At 71.9% G+C, this 18,859-nt stretch carries 17 protein-coding genes; 6 read left to right on the plus strand and 11 right to left on the minus strand.

Features of this window, described 5'->3' with window-relative positions; genetic code table 11:
* Positions 1-91 precede the first annotated feature (91 nt).
* Complete coding sequence (locus ACIBI4_RS28165) at positions 92-559, plus strand: RDD family protein (protein WP_399206891.1); 468 nt, start codon at positions 92-94, stop codon at positions 557-559.
* A 118-nt stretch (positions 560-677) separates the two neighbouring features.
* Here ACIBI4_RS28165 and ACIBI4_RS28170 read toward each other — a convergent pair whose 3' ends face one another.
* The 4 genes from ACIBI4_RS28170 to lipB all read right to left on the minus strand — a co-directional run bounded on the left by ACIBI4_RS28170 (position 678) and on the right by lipB (position 3,768).
* Positions 678-1,379: a DUF4191 domain-containing protein gene (locus tag ACIBI4_RS28170; protein ID WP_399206892.1), complete on the minus strand. Its 702-nt coding sequence runs from the start codon at positions 1,377-1,379 to the stop codon at positions 678-680.
* A gap of 30 nt (positions 1,380-1,409) precedes the next feature.
* The gene (locus tag ACIBI4_RS28175) at positions 1,410-1,613 is read right to left on the minus strand and encodes a hypothetical protein (protein WP_399206893.1); all 204 of its coding nucleotides are present in this window, start codon (positions 1,611-1,613) and stop codon (positions 1,410-1,412) included.
* Between the two features lie 247 nt (positions 1,614-1,860).
* Positions 1,861-2,826, minus strand: coding sequence for a lipoyl synthase (gene lipA / locus ACIBI4_RS28180; RefSeq protein WP_399206894.1), 966 nt, complete (start codon positions 2,824-2,826; stop codon positions 1,861-1,863).
* A gap of 147 nt (positions 2,827-2,973) precedes the next feature.
* On the minus strand, positions 2,974-3,768 hold the full coding sequence (gene lipB, locus ACIBI4_RS28185) for a lipoyl(octanoyl) transferase LipB (protein ID WP_399206896.1): 795 nt from the start codon (positions 3,766-3,768) through the stop codon (positions 2,974-2,976).
* Positions 3,769-4,119: 351 nt separating this feature from the next.
* Between lipB and ACIBI4_RS28190 the strand changes: the two genes are divergently transcribed.
* Complete coding sequence (locus ACIBI4_RS28190; RefSeq protein ID WP_399206897.1) at positions 4,120-5,553, plus strand: regulator; 1,434 nt, start codon at positions 4,120-4,122, stop codon at positions 5,551-5,553.
* 44 nt (positions 5,554-5,597) lie between these two features.
* On the opposite strand, the gene ACIBI4_RS28195 is transcribed toward ACIBI4_RS28190, so the two are convergent.
* On the minus strand, positions 5,598-6,956 hold the full coding sequence (locus ACIBI4_RS28195; protein ID WP_399206898.1) for an FAD-dependent oxidoreductase: 1,359 nt from the start codon (positions 6,954-6,956) through the stop codon (positions 5,598-5,600).
* A gap of 258 nt (positions 6,957-7,214) precedes the next feature.
* On the minus strand, positions 7,215-8,126 hold the full coding sequence (locus ACIBI4_RS28200) for a TIGR01777 family oxidoreductase (protein WP_399206899.1): 912 nt from the start codon (positions 8,124-8,126) through the stop codon (positions 7,215-7,217).
* Between the two features lie 112 nt (positions 8,127-8,238).
* On the opposite strand from ACIBI4_RS28200, the gene ACIBI4_RS28205 reads away from it, so the two are divergent.
* Entirely contained in the window at positions 8,239-8,730 is a 492-nt protein-coding gene (locus ACIBI4_RS28205) for a GNAT family N-acetyltransferase (RefSeq protein ID WP_399206900.1), read from the plus strand.
* A gap of 56 nt (positions 8,731-8,786) precedes the next feature.
* Positions 8,787-9,965: a PP2C family protein-serine/threonine phosphatase gene (locus ACIBI4_RS28210; protein ID WP_399206901.1), complete on the plus strand. Its 1,179-nt coding sequence runs from the start codon at positions 8,787-8,789 to the stop codon at positions 9,963-9,965.
* 55 nt (positions 9,966-10,020) lie between these two features.
* On the opposite strand, the gene ACIBI4_RS28215 is transcribed toward ACIBI4_RS28210, so the two are convergent.
* Positions 10,021-10,542 carry a DUF4240 domain-containing protein gene (locus tag ACIBI4_RS28215; RefSeq protein WP_399206933.1) on the minus strand — a complete coding sequence of 174 codons (522 nt, stop codon included), beginning with the start codon at positions 10,540-10,542 and terminating at the stop codon, positions 10,021-10,023.
* 169 nt (positions 10,543-10,711) lie between these two features.
* Here ACIBI4_RS28215 and ACIBI4_RS28220 point away from each other — a divergent pair, with 169 nt between their 5' ends.
* Entirely contained in the window at positions 10,712-11,641 is a 930-nt protein-coding gene (locus tag ACIBI4_RS28220) for an SDR family oxidoreductase (RefSeq protein WP_399206934.1), read from the plus strand.
* Between the two features lie 64 nt (positions 11,642-11,705).
* Here ACIBI4_RS28220 and ACIBI4_RS28225 read toward each other — a convergent pair whose 3' ends face one another.
* Together ACIBI4_RS28225 and ACIBI4_RS28230 are read right to left on the minus strand one after the other, a co-directional pair.
* Positions 11,706-12,692 (minus strand): helix-turn-helix transcriptional regulator, encoded by a 987-nt coding sequence (locus ACIBI4_RS28225; protein ID WP_399206902.1) that lies wholly within the window; start codon positions 12,690-12,692, stop codon positions 11,706-11,708.
* A gap of 12 nt (positions 12,693-12,704) precedes the next feature.
* Positions 12,705-14,465, minus strand: coding sequence for an FAD-binding protein (locus ACIBI4_RS28230; RefSeq protein ID WP_399206903.1), 1,761 nt, complete (start codon positions 14,463-14,465; stop codon positions 12,705-12,707).
* 82 nt (positions 14,466-14,547) lie between these two features.
* Between ACIBI4_RS28230 and ACIBI4_RS28235 the strand changes: the two genes are divergently transcribed.
* Positions 14,548-15,522: a helix-turn-helix transcriptional regulator gene (locus ACIBI4_RS28235; RefSeq protein ID WP_399206904.1), complete on the plus strand. Its 975-nt coding sequence runs from the start codon at positions 14,548-14,550 to the stop codon at positions 15,520-15,522.
* A 69-nt stretch (positions 15,523-15,591) separates the two neighbouring features.
* Here ACIBI4_RS28235 and aceE read toward each other — a convergent pair whose 3' ends face one another.
* Positions 15,592-18,276 carry a pyruvate dehydrogenase (acetyl-transferring), homodimeric type gene (gene aceE, locus ACIBI4_RS28240; RefSeq protein ID WP_399206905.1) on the minus strand — a complete coding sequence of 895 codons (2,685 nt, stop codon included), beginning with the start codon at positions 18,274-18,276 and terminating at the stop codon, positions 15,592-15,594.
* 305 nt (positions 18,277-18,581) lie between these two features.
* Positions 18,582-18,854 (minus strand): hypothetical protein, encoded by a 273-nt coding sequence (locus tag ACIBI4_RS28245; protein ID WP_399206906.1) that lies wholly within the window; start codon positions 18,852-18,854, stop codon positions 18,582-18,584.
* Between the last annotated feature and the right edge of the window lie 5 nt (positions 18,855-18,859).

Raw genomic sequence — 18,859 nt, forward strand, 5'->3', positions numbered from 1 at the left:
CCGTGAGACGAGGCCCCCGCACACCCCCGTACGACCGACCGGAGAGCACCCGCCCGGTCCCGTACGAAACGGGGCGCAGTACCGTGGACGCGTGGACAACAGGCAAGCAATCGGATCGTGGCTCTCGGGGCCGCGGCAGACCGCCGAGGACATGGGCGTCGAGTTCGGCTACCGGGGTGAGCAGCTCGGTCTGCCCGAGCACGGTCCCGGCTCGATCGCGCGGCCGGGCCGCAGGATCGCCGCCCTCCTCATCGACTGGGCCCTGTGCCTGCTGATCGCATACGGTCTCCTCGCTCAGGGTGACCTCCAGGCGGCCGGCAACTGGGCGGTCCTGGTCCTGCTCGTCATGAGCCTCCTGACGGTCGGCACCATCGGCTCCACACCGGGCAAGCGCATCCTGGGCCTGCGCGTCCTCGCCGACGACGGCAACCGCCTCGGTCCCCTCCGCGTGCTCGTCCGCAGCGTCCTGCTCTGCCTCGCGATCCCGGCCCTCATCTGGGACCGCGACGGCCGCGGCCTGCACGACCGGCTGGCGCGCGCGGTGCAGGTGCGGATCTGACCGGCCACTCGAAGACGTAGGAAACGCAGACGGAAGAAGCGCAGACGGAAGAAGCGCAGACGTAAGAACGGGGCGCCCGGAAAGATCCGGGCGCCCCGTTCACGTGGTCGAGGAGAGATCAGCGGCCGTTCGCGCCACCGCGTGGCATCCGCATTCCCTTGGGCATCGGGCCCTTCGGGATCGGCATGTTGCTCATGAGGTCGCCCATCGCGCGCAGCCGGTCGTTGGTCGTGGTGACCTGCGGTCCGGACAGGACGCGGGGCAGCTTCAGCATCGTGGTGCGCAGCTTCTTCAGCGGGACCTGGTCCTCGCCGTTGCCCACGATGAAGTCGTGCACCGGCACATCGGCCACGACGCGCGCCATCTTCTTCTTCTCGGCGGCGAGCAGGGACTTCACCCGGTTCGGGTTGCCCTCGGCGATCAGCACGATGCCGGCCTTGCCGACGGCCCGGTGGACCACGTCCTGGCTGCGGTTCATCGCCACCGCGGGCGTCGTCTGCCAGCCGCGGCCGATGTTGTCCAGGACGGCGGCCGCCGCTCCGGGCTGGCCCTCCATCTGTCCGAACGCGGCCCGCTCGGCCCGGCGTCCGAAGACGATCGCCATCGCCAGGAAGGCGAGGACGAAGCCCAGGATGCCGAGATAGACCGGGTGTCCGATCAGGAAGCCGATCGCGAGGAAGACACCAAGGGTGACGATTCCCACCGCGGCAATGATCAGACCGATCTTCGAATCGGCCCGTCGGGTCATTTTGTAAGTGAGGGCGATCTGCTTGAGTCGCCCTGCGTTCGCAGCGCTCGCTGCGTCGTCCTTCCTCGCCATGCTTGGAAGTTTACGTGCCCTTCGAACGGACTACGACGTGCGGGCCGCTACTGCGGCTTCCAGGACCTGCTGAGCCTCGACACGGTCCTTCGCGCGGCGCCGGTCCTCGAGCACGGACGTCCACGCATTGCGACGGGCGGTCCGCTGTCCGCTGCCGAGGAGGAGCGTCTCCATGGCGCGCAGGGCGTCGGTCACGGACGGGATGGCGGTGGCGCGTACGGGCGCGGCCTGCATGGTGGTGGTCCCCCTCGATGAAGTTCTACGGGTATTACGTGGTGTAAGCCCAGGCTCACTGATTGGTGTTACCAGCGCGTGACCGGTCGGTCAAACACCAATGAAGCCTTGACGGAATGGCCCGGAAACCTGACGCGGCCCGTACGGAGCCCCTGCCTGCGGGGATCGTACGGGCCGCGTCGATGCGGTATTACGCGTGAGTAGGTTCTTGTGCGCGAAGTCACAAGCTCCGAAGGGTGTGCAGAACTCAGACCGCCTGCGAGGCGACGAACGCGCCCCGCTTCTCGATGGCCATCTGGTGCAGACGGCCGGCTCGGTACGAGGAGCGGACGAGCGGTCCGGACATGACGCCGGCGAAGCCGATCTCCTCGGCCTCCTCCTTGAGCTCCACGAACTCGTGCGGCTTCACCCAGCGCTCGACGGGGTGGTGGCGCACCGACGGACGCAGGTACTGCGTGATCGTGATCAGGTCGCAGCCCGCGTCGTGCAGCTGCTGCAGCGCCTCGCTGACCTCTTCGCGGGTCTCGCCCATGCCGAGGATCAGGTTCGACTTGGTGACGAGGCCGAAGTCGCGGGCCGCGGTGATGACGCCGAGGGAGCGCTCGTAACGGAAGCCGGGGCGGATCCGCTTGAAGATCCGCGGCACGGTCTCGACGTTGTGCGCGAAGACCTCGGGGCGGGACTCGAAGACCTCCTTGAGGAGCTCCGGGACCGCGTTGAAGTCGGGGGCGAGCAGTTCGACCTTGGTGCGGCCGTCGGCGCGCTCGGCGGTCTGCTGGTGGATCTGGCGCACCGTCTCGGCGTACAGCCAGGCGCCGCCGTCCTCCAGGTCGTCGCGCGCGACGCCGGTGATGGTGGCGTAGTTCAGGTCCATGGTGACCACGGACTCGCCGACGCGGCGGGGCTCGTCACGGTCGAGCGCCTCGGGCTTGCCGGTGTCGATCTGGCAGAAGTCGCAGCGCCGCGTGCACTGGTCGCCGCCGATGAGGAACGTGGCCTCGCGGTCCTCCCAGCACTCGTAGATGTTGGGACAGCCCGCCTCCTGGCACACGGTGTGCAGACCCTCGCCCTTCACGAGGTTCTGCATCTTCGTGTACTCGGGGCCCATTTTCGCCCGCGTCTTGATCCACTCGGGCTTGCGCTCGATGGGGGTCTGCGCGTTGCGGACCTCCAAGCGCAGCATCTTGCGTCCGTCGGGTGCGACTGCGGACACGTCGGGCTCCCTACAGCTTCGATTCTTCGGCGTACACCAGGGTACGCCCGTGCTTTGTGCGGCCGTGCGTCGAGGCCAACCTCAGGCTGCCCGTCCGCATTCCCCGTACGGCGGAACGCGCCGGACCCCGTGCGGCGGCACGCGGTGTCAGACGGCCGGTGCGACCTCGCGCGGCCTGAGGTCGGCGTGGCCCAGGATGTCGAGCAGGTGCTTCTCCGCGATCGGGAGCACCTCCTCGATCGTGACCTCGCGGCCGAGTTCGTACGAGAGCGAGGTCACGCCCGCGTCCCGGATGCCGCACGGGATGATCTTGTCGAAGTTCGAGGTGTCCGGGTTCACGTTGAGCGCGAAGCCGTGCATCGTGACGCCCTTCGCGACCCGGATGCCCATCGCGCAGATCTTGCGGTCCTCGGCGCGCTGGCCCGCGTTGGACGGCGCGTACTCCGGACCGTTCAGCCGCGGGTCGAACTCGGGGTCGGTGGAGCGCGGGTCGAAGTCGAGGGTGAGTCCGCCGAAGCGCGGGCGGTCCTCCACGGGGTCGCCGAGCACCCAGACGCCCGCGCGGCCCTCGACGCGCGAGGTCGTGATGCCGAACTCGGCGCAGACCGCGATCATCGCGTCCTCCAGGCGGCGCAGATGCGCGATCACGTCGACCGGGCGGGGCAGCTTCTGGATCGGATACCCGACGAGCTGGCCCGGGCCGTGCCAGGTGATCTTGCCGCCGCGGTCCACGTCGATCACCGGGGTGCCGTCGAGGGGGCGCTCCTCGGGGGCGGTGCGCCGGCCCGCCGTGTAGACGGGCGGGTGCTCCAGGAGCAGACAGGTGTCCGGGACCGCGTCCTCGAAGCGGGCGGCGTGCACGCGGCGCTGCTCGTCCCAGGCGACCTGGTAGTCGACCATCTCGTCGCCGAATCCCATACGGACGAAGCGGAACTCGCTCACGTCGGTGCCTCCCTGTTCCTGCGTGCGTTCGCGTGGGCCGGCCTCGACTTGCCTGCACGCTGCACGCGTCACCTTCCGGCAACTGTACGACTCGGCTCGGACATGCCGTCGCCGAGGCCACCGCGGGCGGCTGCCGGGTGCGGGGCGCCTTGTGCCGCGGAGGGTGCGCGTCGGTACAGCCGGGGCCCGGTGGGGTGGGGGAAGAAAGCGTTCCCTCACACGATCGGATGAACCCCTCGGCATACCTCGAACACCCCCCGCCGGGCCCGCTACATTCGCGCCGTCCAGCGGCTGGCCCACCGACCTCGCCATGCGCCGCCCGGACCCGAACGGCAGGAGACCGCAGAGCCGATGACGGAACGACCTCCGCAGCGCACCCCCAACCGCCAGCTCGCCGCGCTCATCGCAGAGGCAGGGTTCTCCAACGCCGGTCTGGCCCGCAGGGTCGACCAGCTGGGCCTGGAGCACGGCCTCGACCTGCGCTACGACAAGACCTCCGTGACCCGCTGGCTGCGCGGGCAGCAGCCGCGCGGCACCACGCCCGCGCTGATCGCCGAGGTGTTCACGCGCCGCCTCGGGCGCCGGCTCACCGCACAGGACCTGGGGCTCGACGCCTGTGCGCCCGTTTATGCGGGTCTCGAATTCGCGGGCAGCCCCGAGGAGGCCGTCGACATCGTCAGCGGTCTGTGGCGCAAGGACTCCGGCAGCCATGCGGAGTTACGGAAGATCGCCTTCACGCCCGCCGGGCTCGTCGTCCCCAGCCGTGACTGGCTGATCGGACGGGCCGACGAACGCGTCGGCAGGGGAGAGGCGCCCTCGCGCGTCCCCGAGCAGGGCAGGACCGGGGTGCCGCGGCAGCGGCACACCGAGCGCGGCCCCGGCCAGAAGGTCAGCGGCGGCGACATCGCGGCCCTGCGCGCGGTCGGCGAGCTCTTCCGCGCCCTCGACCACGCCTACGGCGGCGGGCACGCGCGCCAGGCCCTCGTGCGGTACCTGGAGCACGAGGCCGAACCGATGCTGCGCGGCACGTACAGCGAGGCCGCGGGCCGCCGGCTGTTCGCCGCCGCGGCGGATCTGACCCGCCTCGCCGGCTGGACCTCGTACGACATCGCCGCGCACGGCCTCGCCCAGCGCTACTTCGTGCAGGCCCTGCGGCTCTCGCAGGCGGCCGGCGACCGCGCGTACGGCTCGTATGTGCTCGTGACCATGAGCCGGCAGGCGGTCTACCTCGGGCACGGGCGCGAGGCGGTGCAGCTCGCGCGGGTCGCGCAGCAGGGCATCGGGCCCTCCGCGCCGCCCGTCGTGCAGGCGCTCCTGCACTCGGTCGAGGCGCGCGGGCACGGGGTGCTCGGCGACGTACGGGCCTGCACGGCCTCGCTCGTGCGGGCCGAGCGCGCGCTCGACGGGGCGCGGCCCGGGGACGACGTGCCGTATTGGGCGCGGTTCTTCGACGAGGCGCAGCTGGCCGACGAGTTCGGGCACTGCCACCGGGATCTGCAGCAGTTCCGCGCGTCCGCGCAGAACGCGGAGCGCTCGCTCCAGCTGCGCGCCCCCGGCTATGCCCGCTCGCGGCTCTTCTGCCGCGTCGTGCTCGCCACCGCGCGCCTGGGCCTCGGCGAGCTGGACCAGGCCTGCGCGCTGGGCGCGGAGGCGGCGCAGCAGGCCTCGGAGATGCGGTCCGTGCGGGCGCTCGAATATGTACGGGATTTCGAGCGGCGGCTGGAGCCGTACCGCGACGCGAGTCCCGTCCGGGGGTACCGGGACCGCGTCGCGGCGCTGGGGTGAGGCAGGTGCCCGGGGCGGCTGGGGTGAGGTAGGTGCCCGGGCGCTCAGGCCGCGGCCAGGGCGTCCTCCTCCGTGTACGCCGGAGTGACGCCGAGGTCGCGGAGCAGGGCGTGGGCCGCGCGGCGGCCCGAGAAGAGCGCGCCCTGGACCGTGCTGGTGTCGCGGTGGTCGCCGCACACGTAGAGCCCGGCCAGGAGCCGCACGGGGCGGCGCAGGTCGTGCGGCGCGGGCATCGTGGGCACCGCCTCGGGGTCGTGGTGGACGGCGAGCAGCTCCCAGGCGGCCGTCGACGTGCCGTAGAGGCGGGCGAGTTGGGTGCGGACCTCGCGCTCCGGGGGCGGCGGCCCGAGGACCACCGAGGTGATCAGGGGGCGTCCGGCGGGGGCGCGTGAGGGGTCGACCTCGCTGATGACGGAGGTGTGGGCGACGGGGCCCGAGCGGTCCGCGTCCAGGATCAGGGCCGGTTCGCTGAGCGGCGGGTGCGGGGCCGTGTGGTGCAGCACCGTGACCGGGTGGAAGGCGGGCATCCGCAGGCCGGGCAGGAGTTCGGCGGCCTGCCGGGCGCCGGTGGCCAGGACGACGGCGCGGCAGGTGAGTTCGCCGTGCCCGGCGGTACGCACCGAGGTCGTCGCCATGTCGACCGCCTTCACTCCCGTCCGTACGGTGCCCGGCGGAAGTGCCGCCGCGAGCAGCCGCGGCAGGTTGTGCGCCCCGCCCTCCGGGACGCAGAGGCGGCCGCGCGCGTAGCCGCGCAGGGTCAGGTCGGCGCAGTGGCTCGACGTGGTGAGCTCCGGGTCGCACAGGAGCGCCGAGAGCAGGGGGCGCAGGAACGTTTCCACCGTGCGCGATGGCAGGCCGCGGGACAACAGGGCATCCAGCGCGGGGAGTTCGGGACGGGCCAGGATCCGCTCCACCGGGGTGGCCGCGAGCCGGGTGAGCGCCGCGCCGAGCCGGGCCTGGTCCAGGGCGCCGCCGAGCGGCGGGCGGGCCGTGCGGGACCGTACCCGGGGGGCGCTCGCGAGGGCGCGCGCCGCCGTGAGTGCGCCCCTCGCGCTCCGGCCGGCCGGCGGGCCCGTCCGCAGGGTGGACCGCGGCTCCCAACTGCGCTGCAGACGGCCCTCGTGGTGCACCAGGACGCCCGGCGAGAAGGGGCGCAGTTCGAGCGCGTCGAGGCCCGGGGTGCGGCGCAGTTCCGGATACGACGTGGACAGGAGCTGTCCGATCCGGTCCAGCCGGAAGCCGTCCACGTCCTCGGTCGCCATCCGCCCGCCCACGTCCGGGGCCGCCTCCAGGACGAGGGCGCGCACGCCCGCGGTGGTCAGCTGCAGTGCCGCCGAGAGACCGGCGACACCGGCCCCCACGATGATGACGTCGGCGTCGGCGCGGTGCGCGGGGTCCAGCACGTGTGCCTCCCGGAAATGACGTGACCCGTCGGGGGCGCCTGCCCCCAACTCCGGTGGGGAATACCGGAGTTCCGGCTTGAAGCGTAGGCGGGCCCGCCTCCGGGGAGTAGCCGCGCGGGGGCAGGGCGTGGTCGCATGGGGGCGCGTGGGCGGGCCGGGCGGGGCACTGGGTGCCGCGGGGAGGGGCATGGGGTCGCGCCGGGTGCTCGCATCGGTGGTCGGGCGGGGTCTTCGGCGCCGCAGAACAGAACGCCTCCGCTATCCCCTGAGCGCCGCCCCCACCGCCGCGTCGATCGTCGGAAACGCGAACGTGAACCCGGAGGCCAACAGGCGCTTCGGGAGCACCCGTTGGCTGCACAGGACGTCCGAGGACATCTCGCCGAGTACCACTCGCAGTGCGGGGGCCGGGGCCGTGAAGAGGGTCGGGCGGTGCAGGGCGCGGCCCATGGCTGCCGTGACCTCGCGGTTCGTGACCGGCTCCGGGGCCGTCAGGTTCACCGGGCCCGACAGGTCCTCGGTGTCGATCAGATGCCGCAGCGCGGCGACCTCGTCGTGCAGCGCGATGAAGCTCCAGTACTGCCGCCCGTTCCCGAGCCGTCCCCCGAGCCCGGCCTTGAACAGCGGGAACATCCGCCCCCACGCCCCGCCCTTGCGCGCCACCACCAGACCCGAGCGCGCGAACACCGTCCGCACCCCGGCCTCGACCGCCGCCCCCGCGGCCTCCTCCCACTCCACGCACATCGCCGGCAGGAACCCCTCGCCCGCGGGCGCGTTCTCGTCGACGGCGCGCCCGCCCGTATCGCCGTAGTAGCCGATCGCGCTGCCGTTCACGAAGACGCGCGGCGGTACGTCGAGCGTGGCGACGGCCTCGGCGAGCGCCGCCGTGCCGAGGACGCGGCTGTCCCGCAGCTCCTTCTTGTACGCGGCGTTCCAGCGGCGGTCGCCGACGCCCGCGCCGGCCAGATTGACCACCGCGTCGCATCCCGCGAGCCCCGAGGCGTGTACGTACTGCCGCTTGGGATCCCACTCGGCCTCGTCCGCCGTACGGGCCGGGCGCCGGACCAGGCGCACCACCTCGTGCCCATCGTCCTTGAGCGAGCGGATCAGGGCGGTGCCGATGAGACCGGAGGCACCGGCGACGGCGATACGGAGCTGCGACGGCTGCGTCATGGCCCCATCCTGCCCGCCCGGCGGCCGTCAGGTCACCCGGTGACCCGCCTCCGCCCGAGGCCGCCCCACACACCCCTGCCCCCCACCCACACCCCACCCGTACAGTGGCCCGATGCCGTCGCCCCTCATACGTTCCGCACGCCGTACCGACGAGGCTGCGCTCGCGCGGATCGATCACGCGACCTGGTCGACGCTGCACGCGGTGCAGCCGCGGCCGCAGCCGGACGCGCCGTTCTTCGACGAGCGGCACGGGCCCGAGCAGTACCTGGTCGCGGAGGTCGACGGTGAGGTCGCCGGGTACATCCGGGTCGTGCCGCCCACACCGCTGCCCGCCAGCACCCACGTCCGTCAGATCCAGGGCATCGCCGTCGCCGAGTCCGCCCGTGGCCGGGGCGTGGCCCGTGCGCTCATCCGGACCGCGTGTGCCTGGGCGGCCGAGCGGGGCGCCCGCCGGATGACACTGCGCGTCCTCGGGCACAACACCGCCGCGCGCAAGCTGTACGAGTCCGAGGGCTTCAGGGTCGAGGGCGTACTGCCCGAGGAGTTCCTGCTCGGCGGCACTTATGTGGACGACGTGCTGATGGGCCGGTCACTGGAGGACTGACCCGCGGCCCCGCCCTCGGGGTGCGCATACGCACAGCTCAGGCGAGGGTGACAGGTGTGAACCGTCGCGCCGCCGCACCCGACTCCGCAGCCCGGCCGGGCGCCGGACGTCGTCGGCTCAGTGATCTGCGGGTGCGGGGCGCGCCCGGCGGTGACGTCGCGTACCTGCCGGGGGAGGCGCGGCCCCGGACCCCGCTGTGGCTCCGGCTGCTCCCGGTCGCCTTGATAGTCGCCCTGGTGATCCTCCAGGAAGTCACGCCGTCCCGCGTCGAGCTGGGTTTCCTGCTCGCCGCCACCCCGCCCCTCGCGGCCCTCGCCTACGGCCCCGTCGCCACCGCCCTGTTCGGGGGCGCGGTCCTGGTGCTGCTCACGGTCCCCGGGCTGCGCTGGGAGCACCCCGGCAACGCCGACGCGCTCACCGTCCTGTTCGTGGCCGTGCTCAGCGTGATCATCTCCTGGCGGCGCAGCCGCCGTGACGCCCAGCTCGTGACCGTGCGCTCGGTCGCGGAGGCCGCCCAGCTCGCGGTCCTGCCCCCGCTCACGCCGCAGGTGGGCCCGGTGCGGTGCGCGGCGCTCTACCGCGCGGCCCAGCGCGGCACGCTGCTCGGTGGCGATCTGTACGACGTACGGCAAGGCCCCTACGGCGTACGGGCCTTGGTGGCCGACGTGCAGGGGCACGGGCTCGCGGCCGTGGGCACGGTCGCCGCGCTCCTCGGGGCGTTCCGCGAGGCGGTCCTCGACGAGCCGGGTCTCGAAGGGGTGGCCGCACGCCTGGACCGCCGGCTCGTGGTGGATTCCGCGGCCGCTGCCACGGACCCGGCGCACCACGAACTCTTCGCGACCGCGATGCTTCTGGAGTTCCCGCGTGACGGTTCCGCGGTCCGGGTCCTGTCCTGCGGCCACCCGCCTCCGCTCCTGCTCCGCGGCGGCTCCGTCAGGGAGCTGCCCGTCCTGCCGGGCGCCCCGCTCGGCCTCGACCTCGCCACCTACGCGGCGCCTCCGGTCCTCAGCCTCACCCTGCTGCCCGGCGACCGGCTGCTCGTCCACACGGACGGAGTGACGGAGGCGCGTGACGCGTCGGGGACGTACTACCCGCTGGAACAGCGTCTTGCCAAGCTCCCGGAAGCCTTCGGGCCCGACCCGGTGGCACTGACGGAGGCGGTGTGGCGCGACGTGTCACGCTTCGCGGAAGCAATTCGCGATGACGTGGCGCTGCTGGTGCTCTCGCGCACCTGACCCCGCCTCGGGAGCCCGCCACGGGAGCCAGCCCCGGACCCCGCCCCGGGCGGCCTCACTCGGCGGCGAACCGCTCCCACAGCCGCGGAAAGTACCGCGCGAGCGCCCCGTCGTCCTCGAAGTCGATCGGCGTCCCCTCCGGCTCGGGCGGCGCGGGCGCGATGCCGAGGTCCGGGGCGACGACACCGGTGAGCTGCTCGTACGCCTCGTCCGCCGCGTACCCCAGCTCCTCACCGTCCCCGTCGATCTCCTCGTCGAACTCGCCGAGCAGCTCCGCGAGCGAGTCGGGGTCGTGCAGCGCGCCCTCGAAGACCTCACGCCCCTGCCCGATGAGCCAGCAGCGGAAGTAGTCGAAGGCATCGTCGCTGGCGCCGTCGAGCAGCACGGTGGCCGCGCCCCACAGGTCCCAGCGGTAGGCACGGTTGTAGCGGGCCTCGAAATGGCGGGCGAAGTCGAGCACGGAGTCCGGGTCGAGCCGCAGCAGCCGCTCGACGAGCAGCTCGGCATGGTCCTCGGGGTCGCCCTCGGCGCCCGCGCGGCTGGTGTCGATCAGCTCCCAGAACTCCGTCTCGTCCATCACGGATCCAGCATCGGGCCTGCGGCGGTACGACGCACGCGGAGTGCCGGTCTTGTTATGCGCGGCGCCCGCGCGGGGAATGTGCGCGGAAAGGCGGACAGAGGATGTCGGGATTGCCCGTCACGCTCCTCGTATGGCTACAGAGATGGCGACAGGGACGGCGACAGAGATGGCGACAGACAAGACGGACACGAAGGACCTGGCGGGGAAGACCGCTCTGGTGGCGGGCGCGACCCGAGGCGCGGGCCGTGCGCTCGCCGTCGAACTCGGACGGGCCGGCGCGACCGTGTACGTCACGGGACGCACGACCCGTACCCAGGTCAGCGAAGTCGGCCGGCCGGGCGAAACCATCGAGCAGACGGCAGAACTCGTGGACGCGGCGGGCGGCACCGGCATCGCCGTACCGACCGACCATCTCCAGGCCGGCCAGGTCCGCGCCCTCGTCGAGCGGATCGACCGCGAGCAGGGCCGGCTCGATGTCCTCGTCAACGACGTCTGGGGCGGCAACAGCCTGCTCGACTTCGGTACGAAGATGTGGGACGTCGACCTGGACCGCGGGCTGCGGATGATCGATCTCGGCGTGCGGACCCACATCATCACGTCGAGCATCGCGCTGCCGCTGCTCACCAGGAACCCGGGCGGCCTGGTCGTCGAGGTCACCGACGGAACCGCCGACTCGAACCGGGGCATGCGCGAGAACTTCTACTACGACCTCGCCAAGAACGGCCCGATCCGGATGGCGTTCCTCCTCGGCGAGGAGCTGAAGAAGGAAGGCTGCAGCGCGGTCGCGGTCACCCCCGGCTTCCTGCGGTCCGAGGAGATGCTCGACGGCTTCAAGCTCACCGAGGAGACGTGGCGCGACGGCATCGAGCACCACCACCTCTGGGACCTGTCCGAGTCGCCCACGTATCTGGGCCGCGGCGTCGCCGCCCTGGCGGCGGATCCGGACCGCGCGCGCTGGAACGGCACATCGCTGTCGAGCGGCGACCTGGCCCGTACGTACGGCGTCACGGACACCGACGGCAGCCGGCCCGACGTCTGGGGATTCATGGCGGCCGAGGCGAAGGGCGGCACACCGCGTTCGGAGGACTACCGCTGAGTTCGTACGGAGGGGGCGGGCGCGGCGTTCAGCACCCGCTCCCTCCGTACGAACACCCGCTCCCTCAGGCCGAGCGCCCACCCTCTCCGTACAACCGCAGCATCCCGCGCGCCCCCTCCACGAACCGCTCCCGCAGCTCGGCCGGCGCCAGCACCTCCGCCTCCGGCCCCAGGACGACGAGTTGGGTGTACGCGACCTCCGCGGACTCCACCGCGAGCGTCACCGTCACCCGCCCCTCCGTATCGGGCTCCCCGGCGGCCTGCAGGGCCTCGGCGGCCGCCTGCTTGTCCGTGACGTGCGGCAGCCTCCGTGCACCGGCCTCCGAGAGCCGCAGCCGCACCTCGGCCCGCAGGATGGACCGGGCGAACTGCACCGCCCGCTCCTCCCAGAACCCGGGCAGATCGAACTCCTCGTCCCGCTCGAACCGTTCGCCGTCCGCGGTGACCTCGGTGAAGCGGTCGATCCGGTACACCCGGAACCCCGACCCGGGAACCCGCGCGCACAGGTACCAGACACCGGCCTTGAGCACGAGCCCGTACGGCTCCAACTCGCGCTCGACCTCGGCGTCCTGACGCCCGTACACCGCCCTGACCCGCCGGTCGTCCCACACCGCGTCGGCCAGGACGGGCAGCAGCCCGGGTGTCTGCGGCTCCTGGTACCACCCGGGCGCGTCCAGATGGAACCGCTGCGCCGCATTCTGCTCGGCGTCCCGCAGCGACGGCATCAGAGCCGCGGACACCTTGAGCCGCGCGGCCGAGGCCGCGTCCTCCAGCCCCATCTCCCGCAGCGCCCCCGGCACCCCGGACAGGAACAACGCCTCGGCCTCCGACCGCCCGAGACCCGTCAGCCGCGTCCGGTACCCGCCGACCAGCCGGTACCCGCCGAGCCGCCCCCGGTCCGCGTACACCGGAATCCCGGCCTCGGAGAGCGCCTGGGCGTCCCGTGTGATGGTCCGCTCCGACACTTCGAGCTCCTCGGCGAGCTCGGCGGCGGTCATGGCGGGGCGGGACTGGAGCAGGAGCACCATTTTGATGAGGCGGGCTGCGCGCATGGGGTCAGGGTGTCACGGGCGCGGCGGGGTACGGACGTGCTCGACGGCGATGTCGTACAGGCCCTGATTCGGGGTGACTTGGGTCCGCGGATCGTGCGACGCGGCATCGGTGCGCCGGTGGAACTCGGGATCCGCCGTGGCCGCCTCCCACGCCTCCTGGCTCTCCCAGTGGGACACGTTGACGAGCTGGAAGCGCGTGGCCGAGGAACGGGCCCGGTGCAGACGGGAGTCGAGGAATCCGTCCTTCGTGCTCATGAGCGCGGCCCGACGCTCCCACTGCGCGATGAACGGTTCGAGGTCTCCCGCGGTCATTTCGAAGATGTTGATGAAGGTGACGGGCGCGTCAGGCGTGTCAGGGGCGTCAGAGGCGTCAGAGGCGTCGGCCTGGCGGTCATCGGCACTCAGCGGCGGAATGTTGTAGTTGAGACGGAAGAGGTTCCCGGGGTCGTACACGGCCTTCAGGGCGCTCAGACGGCGGTGGTCCTCCGGGGTGTACGCGGTGCGGGTCCGCTCCGGACCGGCTCCCTCGCCGTGGCCCATGAAGTTCAGGAAACGCCCGGCCGTCCAGGGGGCGAGGTCCTTGAAGACGCCGTCCAGGTACGCCTGCGCACCTGCCGTCGCGGAGTCGTCCGGTACGAGCGTGAGGACGGCCAGCATGAAGCGGGCATCGCGCCCGCCCACCGAGTTCGGGTGGGCGGGCCTGCGGGTCAACGCGCCGCCCATGTGGCGGAGTTCGACGATCACCGGCAGCGGGGCCAGGGGGCCGGTGCGCTCGAGGAGCGTGTGCGCCGCATCGGCGTCCAGGTCCGTGAGGAAGGCGCTGTCGGCGGCCCACGGCATCGGGAACGGCGGGTCGTCGTGGATGCTCGCGCTCTCCGCGTACGGCAGGTCGCGCAGGCTCTCCAGGAGGCGCGGGCCGGCCGCGCGGAGGCGGTCGACGAGCCGCTCGCCCTCCTCGGGGGTGCCGGTGAACGCGATCCGTACGTGGCAGACGTGCCGCCCGCGGAGCGGCTCGGGGACCTGCGGGTCGTCCGGGAAGGGGATCAGGGCCAGCGACGAGTTCATCTGCTCGGGCACCGTGGCGGTCCACCGCGCGTACTCCTCGACGACGCCCGGGGTCGCTTGGAGGTCGAAGTACAGCCCGCCGCCGTACAGCCGGGCCACCGGGACCAGCGCGAACTCCATGCCGGTGACGATGCCGAAGTTGTCCCGGCCGCCCAGCAGCCCCCCGTACAACTCGGGCTCGGTGTCCGGGGTCACGTGGCGCAGCCGTCCGTCGGCCGTCACCACGTCAAGGGACAGGACCCGGTCGGCCGCCCAGCCGTGGCTGCGGCCGAGCAGGGCGAGACCGCCGCCCAACGTGTAGGCGACGACGCCCACATGGGGCGCGGAGCCGTTGAGCGGCGCCAGGCCGTGCCGGGCCGCCTCGGGCACCACCTGATCGAAGCGGGCGCCCGCCCCGACGTGGGCGCGACGGGTCCGAGGATCGATGCGGACGCCGTCCATCCGGCGGGTGCTGACCAGGAGTCCGCCCTCGGCCGTCACCGAGAAGCCGTGTCCGGTGCCCTGCACCGCGACGGGCAGACCGTGCGCCGCGGCGAAGGAGACGGCCGCCGCCACGTCCTGGGGCCGTACGGCGCCGACGATCACGTCCGGGCTGTGGTGCACCGCCAGGTTGAAGCCCGTGCGCTCCTCGTCGTAGCTCTCCTGCCCGGGCAGCAGCACAGGTCCTTCCACCTGCGCCACAAGGGGTTCGAAGTCGATGTGTTCCATGTCCTGCTCCTTCGCCGAAGCCGCCGTCAACGGAACCGAGTGTGCTGGGCATATATGACAACTGCCGTCATATTCTGCGCGGGTGAAATTCGACCGTCTGCTCTCGATCGTGCTGCTGCTCCAGCACCGCGCCCTCGTCCCGGCCAAGGAGCTCGCCGCACGCCTCGAGGTGTCGCAGCGCACCATCTACCGGGACGTCGAAGCGCTGTCGGCCGCCGGTATCCCCGTGTACGCCGAACGCGGCAAGGACGGCGGCATCGGGCTGCTCGCAGGCTTCCGGACCGACGTCACCGGGCTCACCACGGACGAGGCACGCGCCCTGTTCGTGCTGGCCTCGCGCAGCGCCCACGAGGCGCTCGGCCTCGACGACGCGCTCGCCTCCGCGCTGCGCAAGGTGATGGCGGCGCTGCCCGCCCCGCACCGCCCGGCCGCCGAACTGACGAGCCGCCGCATCCTCGTCGAACCCGACCGCTGGAACGCCGCGCCCCGCCCGGAGAGCGGAACCGGCCTGGAGACGCTGTACGCCGCGGTCCTCAGCGACCGCAGGCTGCGCGTGCGCTACCGCCACAGCGGCCGGACCACGCTGCGCACCTACACCGTCGACCCCTACGGCCTCGTCGCCAAGGCCGGCACCTGGTACCTGATCGCCGACCACCGCCGCGCCCCGCGGCTGCTGCGCGCCGACCGGCTCGCGCACGTGGGCGTCCTGGACGCGGAGGTGCGCCGGCGGCCCGGCGTGGGACTGAGCGACGTGTGGCACGCGCTGCGCCGCGAGGTGGAGGAGCGGGGCGCCGACGTCCACGTCACGGTCCGGGTGCGCCGTGAGCGGCTCGACATGGTGACCCGTATCGCGGGCGGCTACTTCACCGCACCGCCCGAGCCGGAGGCGGGCTCCGACGTGTGGCTGCGCGCCGAGGTGGCGTACCCCGTCGTCGAGGCGGTCCGTCATCTGCTGCAGTTCGGGGCCGATGTCGAGGTGGTGGGCCCTGCGGAGGCCCGTAAGGAAATCGCCCGCGCCATCGGGGAGTTGGGGGAGCTGTACGCGACGGCCGGCTGAGGCGCGAGGAACGCGTACGTCCCCGCCCGGAAACCCGGACGGGGACGTACGTACGAACTGCGGGGAGCCTTACAGGCCGTACCGCTCCCGCGCTTCCTTCACCGCGGTGGCCTGCACCTCGCCGCGGCGGGCGAGCTGGGCCAGGGCGGCGACGACGATCGACTCGGCGTCGATGCCGAAGTGACGGCGGGCCGCGTCACGCGTGTCCGACAGGCCGAAGCCGTCGGCGCCGAGCGAGGTGTAGTCCTGCTCGACCCACTGCGCGATCTGGTCCGGGACCTGGCGCATGTAGTCGCTGACCGCGAGCACCGGACCCTGGGCGCCGTCGAGCGCCTTGCGCAGGTACGGGACGCGCTCCTCGCCGCGCAGGATGGCCTCGTCGGCCTCCAGGGCGTCGCGGCGCAGCTCGGTCCACGAGGTGGCGGACCATACGTCGGCGGCCACGCCCCACTCCTCGGCGAGCATCTTCTGGGCCTTGAGGGTCCAGTGGATGGCCGTGCCGGAGCCGAGCAGCTGGATCGCCGGCGCGTTCGCCGGGACCGTGAGGCCCGCGGACTCCGAGGTGTTGAAGCGGTACAGACCGCGCACGATGCCCTCGTCGATGCCGGCCGGCTTGGCGGGCTGCGGCATGGGCTCGTTGTAGACGGTCAGGTAGTAGAAGATGTCCTCCGGCTTCTCGCCGTACATCCGCTCCAGACCGCTCCTGACGATCGCCGAGACCTCGTACGCGAACGCCGGGTCGTAGGTGAGCGAGGCCGGGTTGGTGGCCGCGATCACCGGCGAGTGGCCGTCGGCGTGCTGCAGACCCTCACCCGTCAGGGTCGTACGGCCCGCGGTGGCACCGATGAGGAAGCCCTTGCCGAGCTGGTCGGCGAGCTGCCACATCTGGTCGGCCGTGCGCTGCCAGCCGAACATCGAGTAGAAGATGTAGAACGGGATCATCGTCTCGCCGTGCGTGGAGTACGCGGTGGACGCGGCGATGAAGTCGGCCATCGAACCGGCCTCGGTGATCCCCTCGTTGAGGATCTGGCCGTCCTTGGCCTCGCGGTAGTACATCAGCTGGTCGCGGTCGACCGGCTCGTACGTCTGGCCCTTCGGCGAGTAGATGCCGAGCGACGGGAAGAGCGACTCCATACCGAAGGTACGGGCCTCGTCCGGGACGATCGGCACCCAGCGCTTGCCGGTCTCCTTGTCGCGCATCAGGTCCTTGACCAGGCGGACGAACGCCATGGTCGTGGCCACCGACTGCGAACCGGAGCCCTTGTCGAAGGACGTGAAGGCCTTCTCGGACTGCGCGGGCAGCGGGCCGACGGCGTGCATACGGCGCGTCGGGGCCGGACCGCCGAGCGCGGCGCGGCGCTCGTGCAGGTAGCGGACCTCGGGGGAGTCGGCGCCGGGGTGGCCGTAGGGCACCTGGCCGTCCGCGAACTGGCTGTCGCTGATGGGCAGCTCGAGAAGGTCACGCATGTTCTTGAACTCGTCGTTCGTGAGCTTCTTCATCTGGTGGTTCGCGTTCTTCGACGCGAAGCCCTCACCCAGGGTGAAGCCCTTGACGGTCTGCGCCAGGATCACGGTCGGCGCGCCCTTGTGGGACAGCGCGGCCTTGTACGCGGCGTAGACCTTGCGCGGCTCGTGGCCACCACGCGACAGGTGGAAGCACTCGAGGATCTTGTCGTCGGACAGCAGCTTCGCCATCTCGGCGAGCGCCGGGTCCTTGCCGAAGAAGTCCTCGCGGATGTACGCGGCGTCGCGGGTCTGGTACGTCTGCACCTGCGCGTCCGGGACCTCGCGGATGCGGCGGACCAGGGCGCCGGTGGTGTCGAGCTGGAAGAGCTCGTCCCAGGCGTTGCCCCACAGCGACTTCACGACGTTCCAGCCGGCGCCGCGGAACTGGGCCTCCAGCTCCTGCACGATCTTGAAGTTGGCGCGGACCGGGCCGTCGAGGCGCTGCAGGTTGCAGTTGATGACGAAGGTCAGGTTGTCCAGACCCTCGCGGCTCGCGAGTGCGAGTGCCGCCGTCGACTCGGGCTCGTCCATCTCGCCGTCACCGAGGAAGGCCCACACGTGGGACTGCGAGACGTCCTTGATGCCGCGGTTGGTCAGGTAGCGGTTGAAGCGCGCCTGGTAGATCGCCGACAGCGGGCCGAGACCCATGGAGACGGTCGGGAACTCCCACAGCCAGGGAAGGCGGCGGGGGTGCGGGTACGAGGGGAGGCCCTTGCCGCCGGCCTCCTGGCGGAAGTGGTCGAGGTGCGACTCGCTGAGACGGCCGTCGAGGAACGCGCGGGCGTAGATGCCGGGCGACGCGTGGCCCTGGACGTAGATCTGGTCGCCGGAGCCGTCCTGCTCCTTGCCGCGGAAGAAGTGGTTGAAGCCCGTCTCGTAAAGCCAGGCGGCAGAGGCGAAGGTGGCGATGTGGCCGCCGACGCCGTACTTGCTTCCCCGGGTGACCATCGCGGCCGCGTTCCAGCGGTTCCACGCGGTGATCTTCCGCTCCATCTCCTCGTCGCCGTCGACCGGGGTCTCGGCGGAGGTGGGGATGGTGTTGACGTAGTCCGTCTCCAGCAGCCGGGGCAGGGCCAGGCCCGCGTCCTCGGCGTGCTGCAGGGTGCGGCGCAGCAGGTATTCGGCGCGGTGCGCACCGGCGTGCTCGCTGACCGCGTCCAGGGAGGCCGCCCACTCGGCGGTCTCCTCCGGGTCGCGGTCCGGCAGCTGGTCGAGCTGGCTCGGGAGCTTGCCTACGGGGTCGGTCATGTTCGCCGCCTTCCGGACAGGATCTCCTCCTGTCCGCGGCGGCCGGTCGTCGGTCGTGCGTCAGGAGAGACGGGGTGTTGATGGGCCCTGGCTGGCAGGACAGGGCGTGGACTGTGTGCAGTCCGCCGTCGAGAGTAAGCCGCTGATCGATGATCGATCAAAGCGTTGAAGGCAAAAACTTCTCGTTATCGAGAAGTCGGCACGGGGTGTCAGCTTGACGGGCACGGGGTGCCTGGCATATCGGGCATTCGGGGCGCTAATTTGGGGGCGCTGCGCCACAGTTGAGCGGGCCGGCGGGATGCTCCCTACAGCTCGGTCACCTCGACCCGTTCCACGATCCGCAGGGTGCACTGCCACGTCGTGATCTTGCCCTTGATCTCGACGAGGTAGGACACCTGGTCGTCGTAGCGGTACACCCGACGCCACTTCTCCATGATGTTGGCGGTCGGCAGGTAGGTGGCGACAAGGGAGCGGAGCTCGTCCAGCGCCTGCTCTTTGCTCTCCAGCCCTCGACGGACGAAATCGGTCTGGTACGCGTCGCCGTAGGCGTACTGCGCGACGACAGCCCAACTGCCCATGCGCT

Source organism: Streptomyces sp. NPDC050418 (assembly GCF_044458745.1).
Classification (GTDB): Bacteria; Actinomycetota; Actinomycetes; order Streptomycetales; family Streptomycetaceae; genus Streptomyces.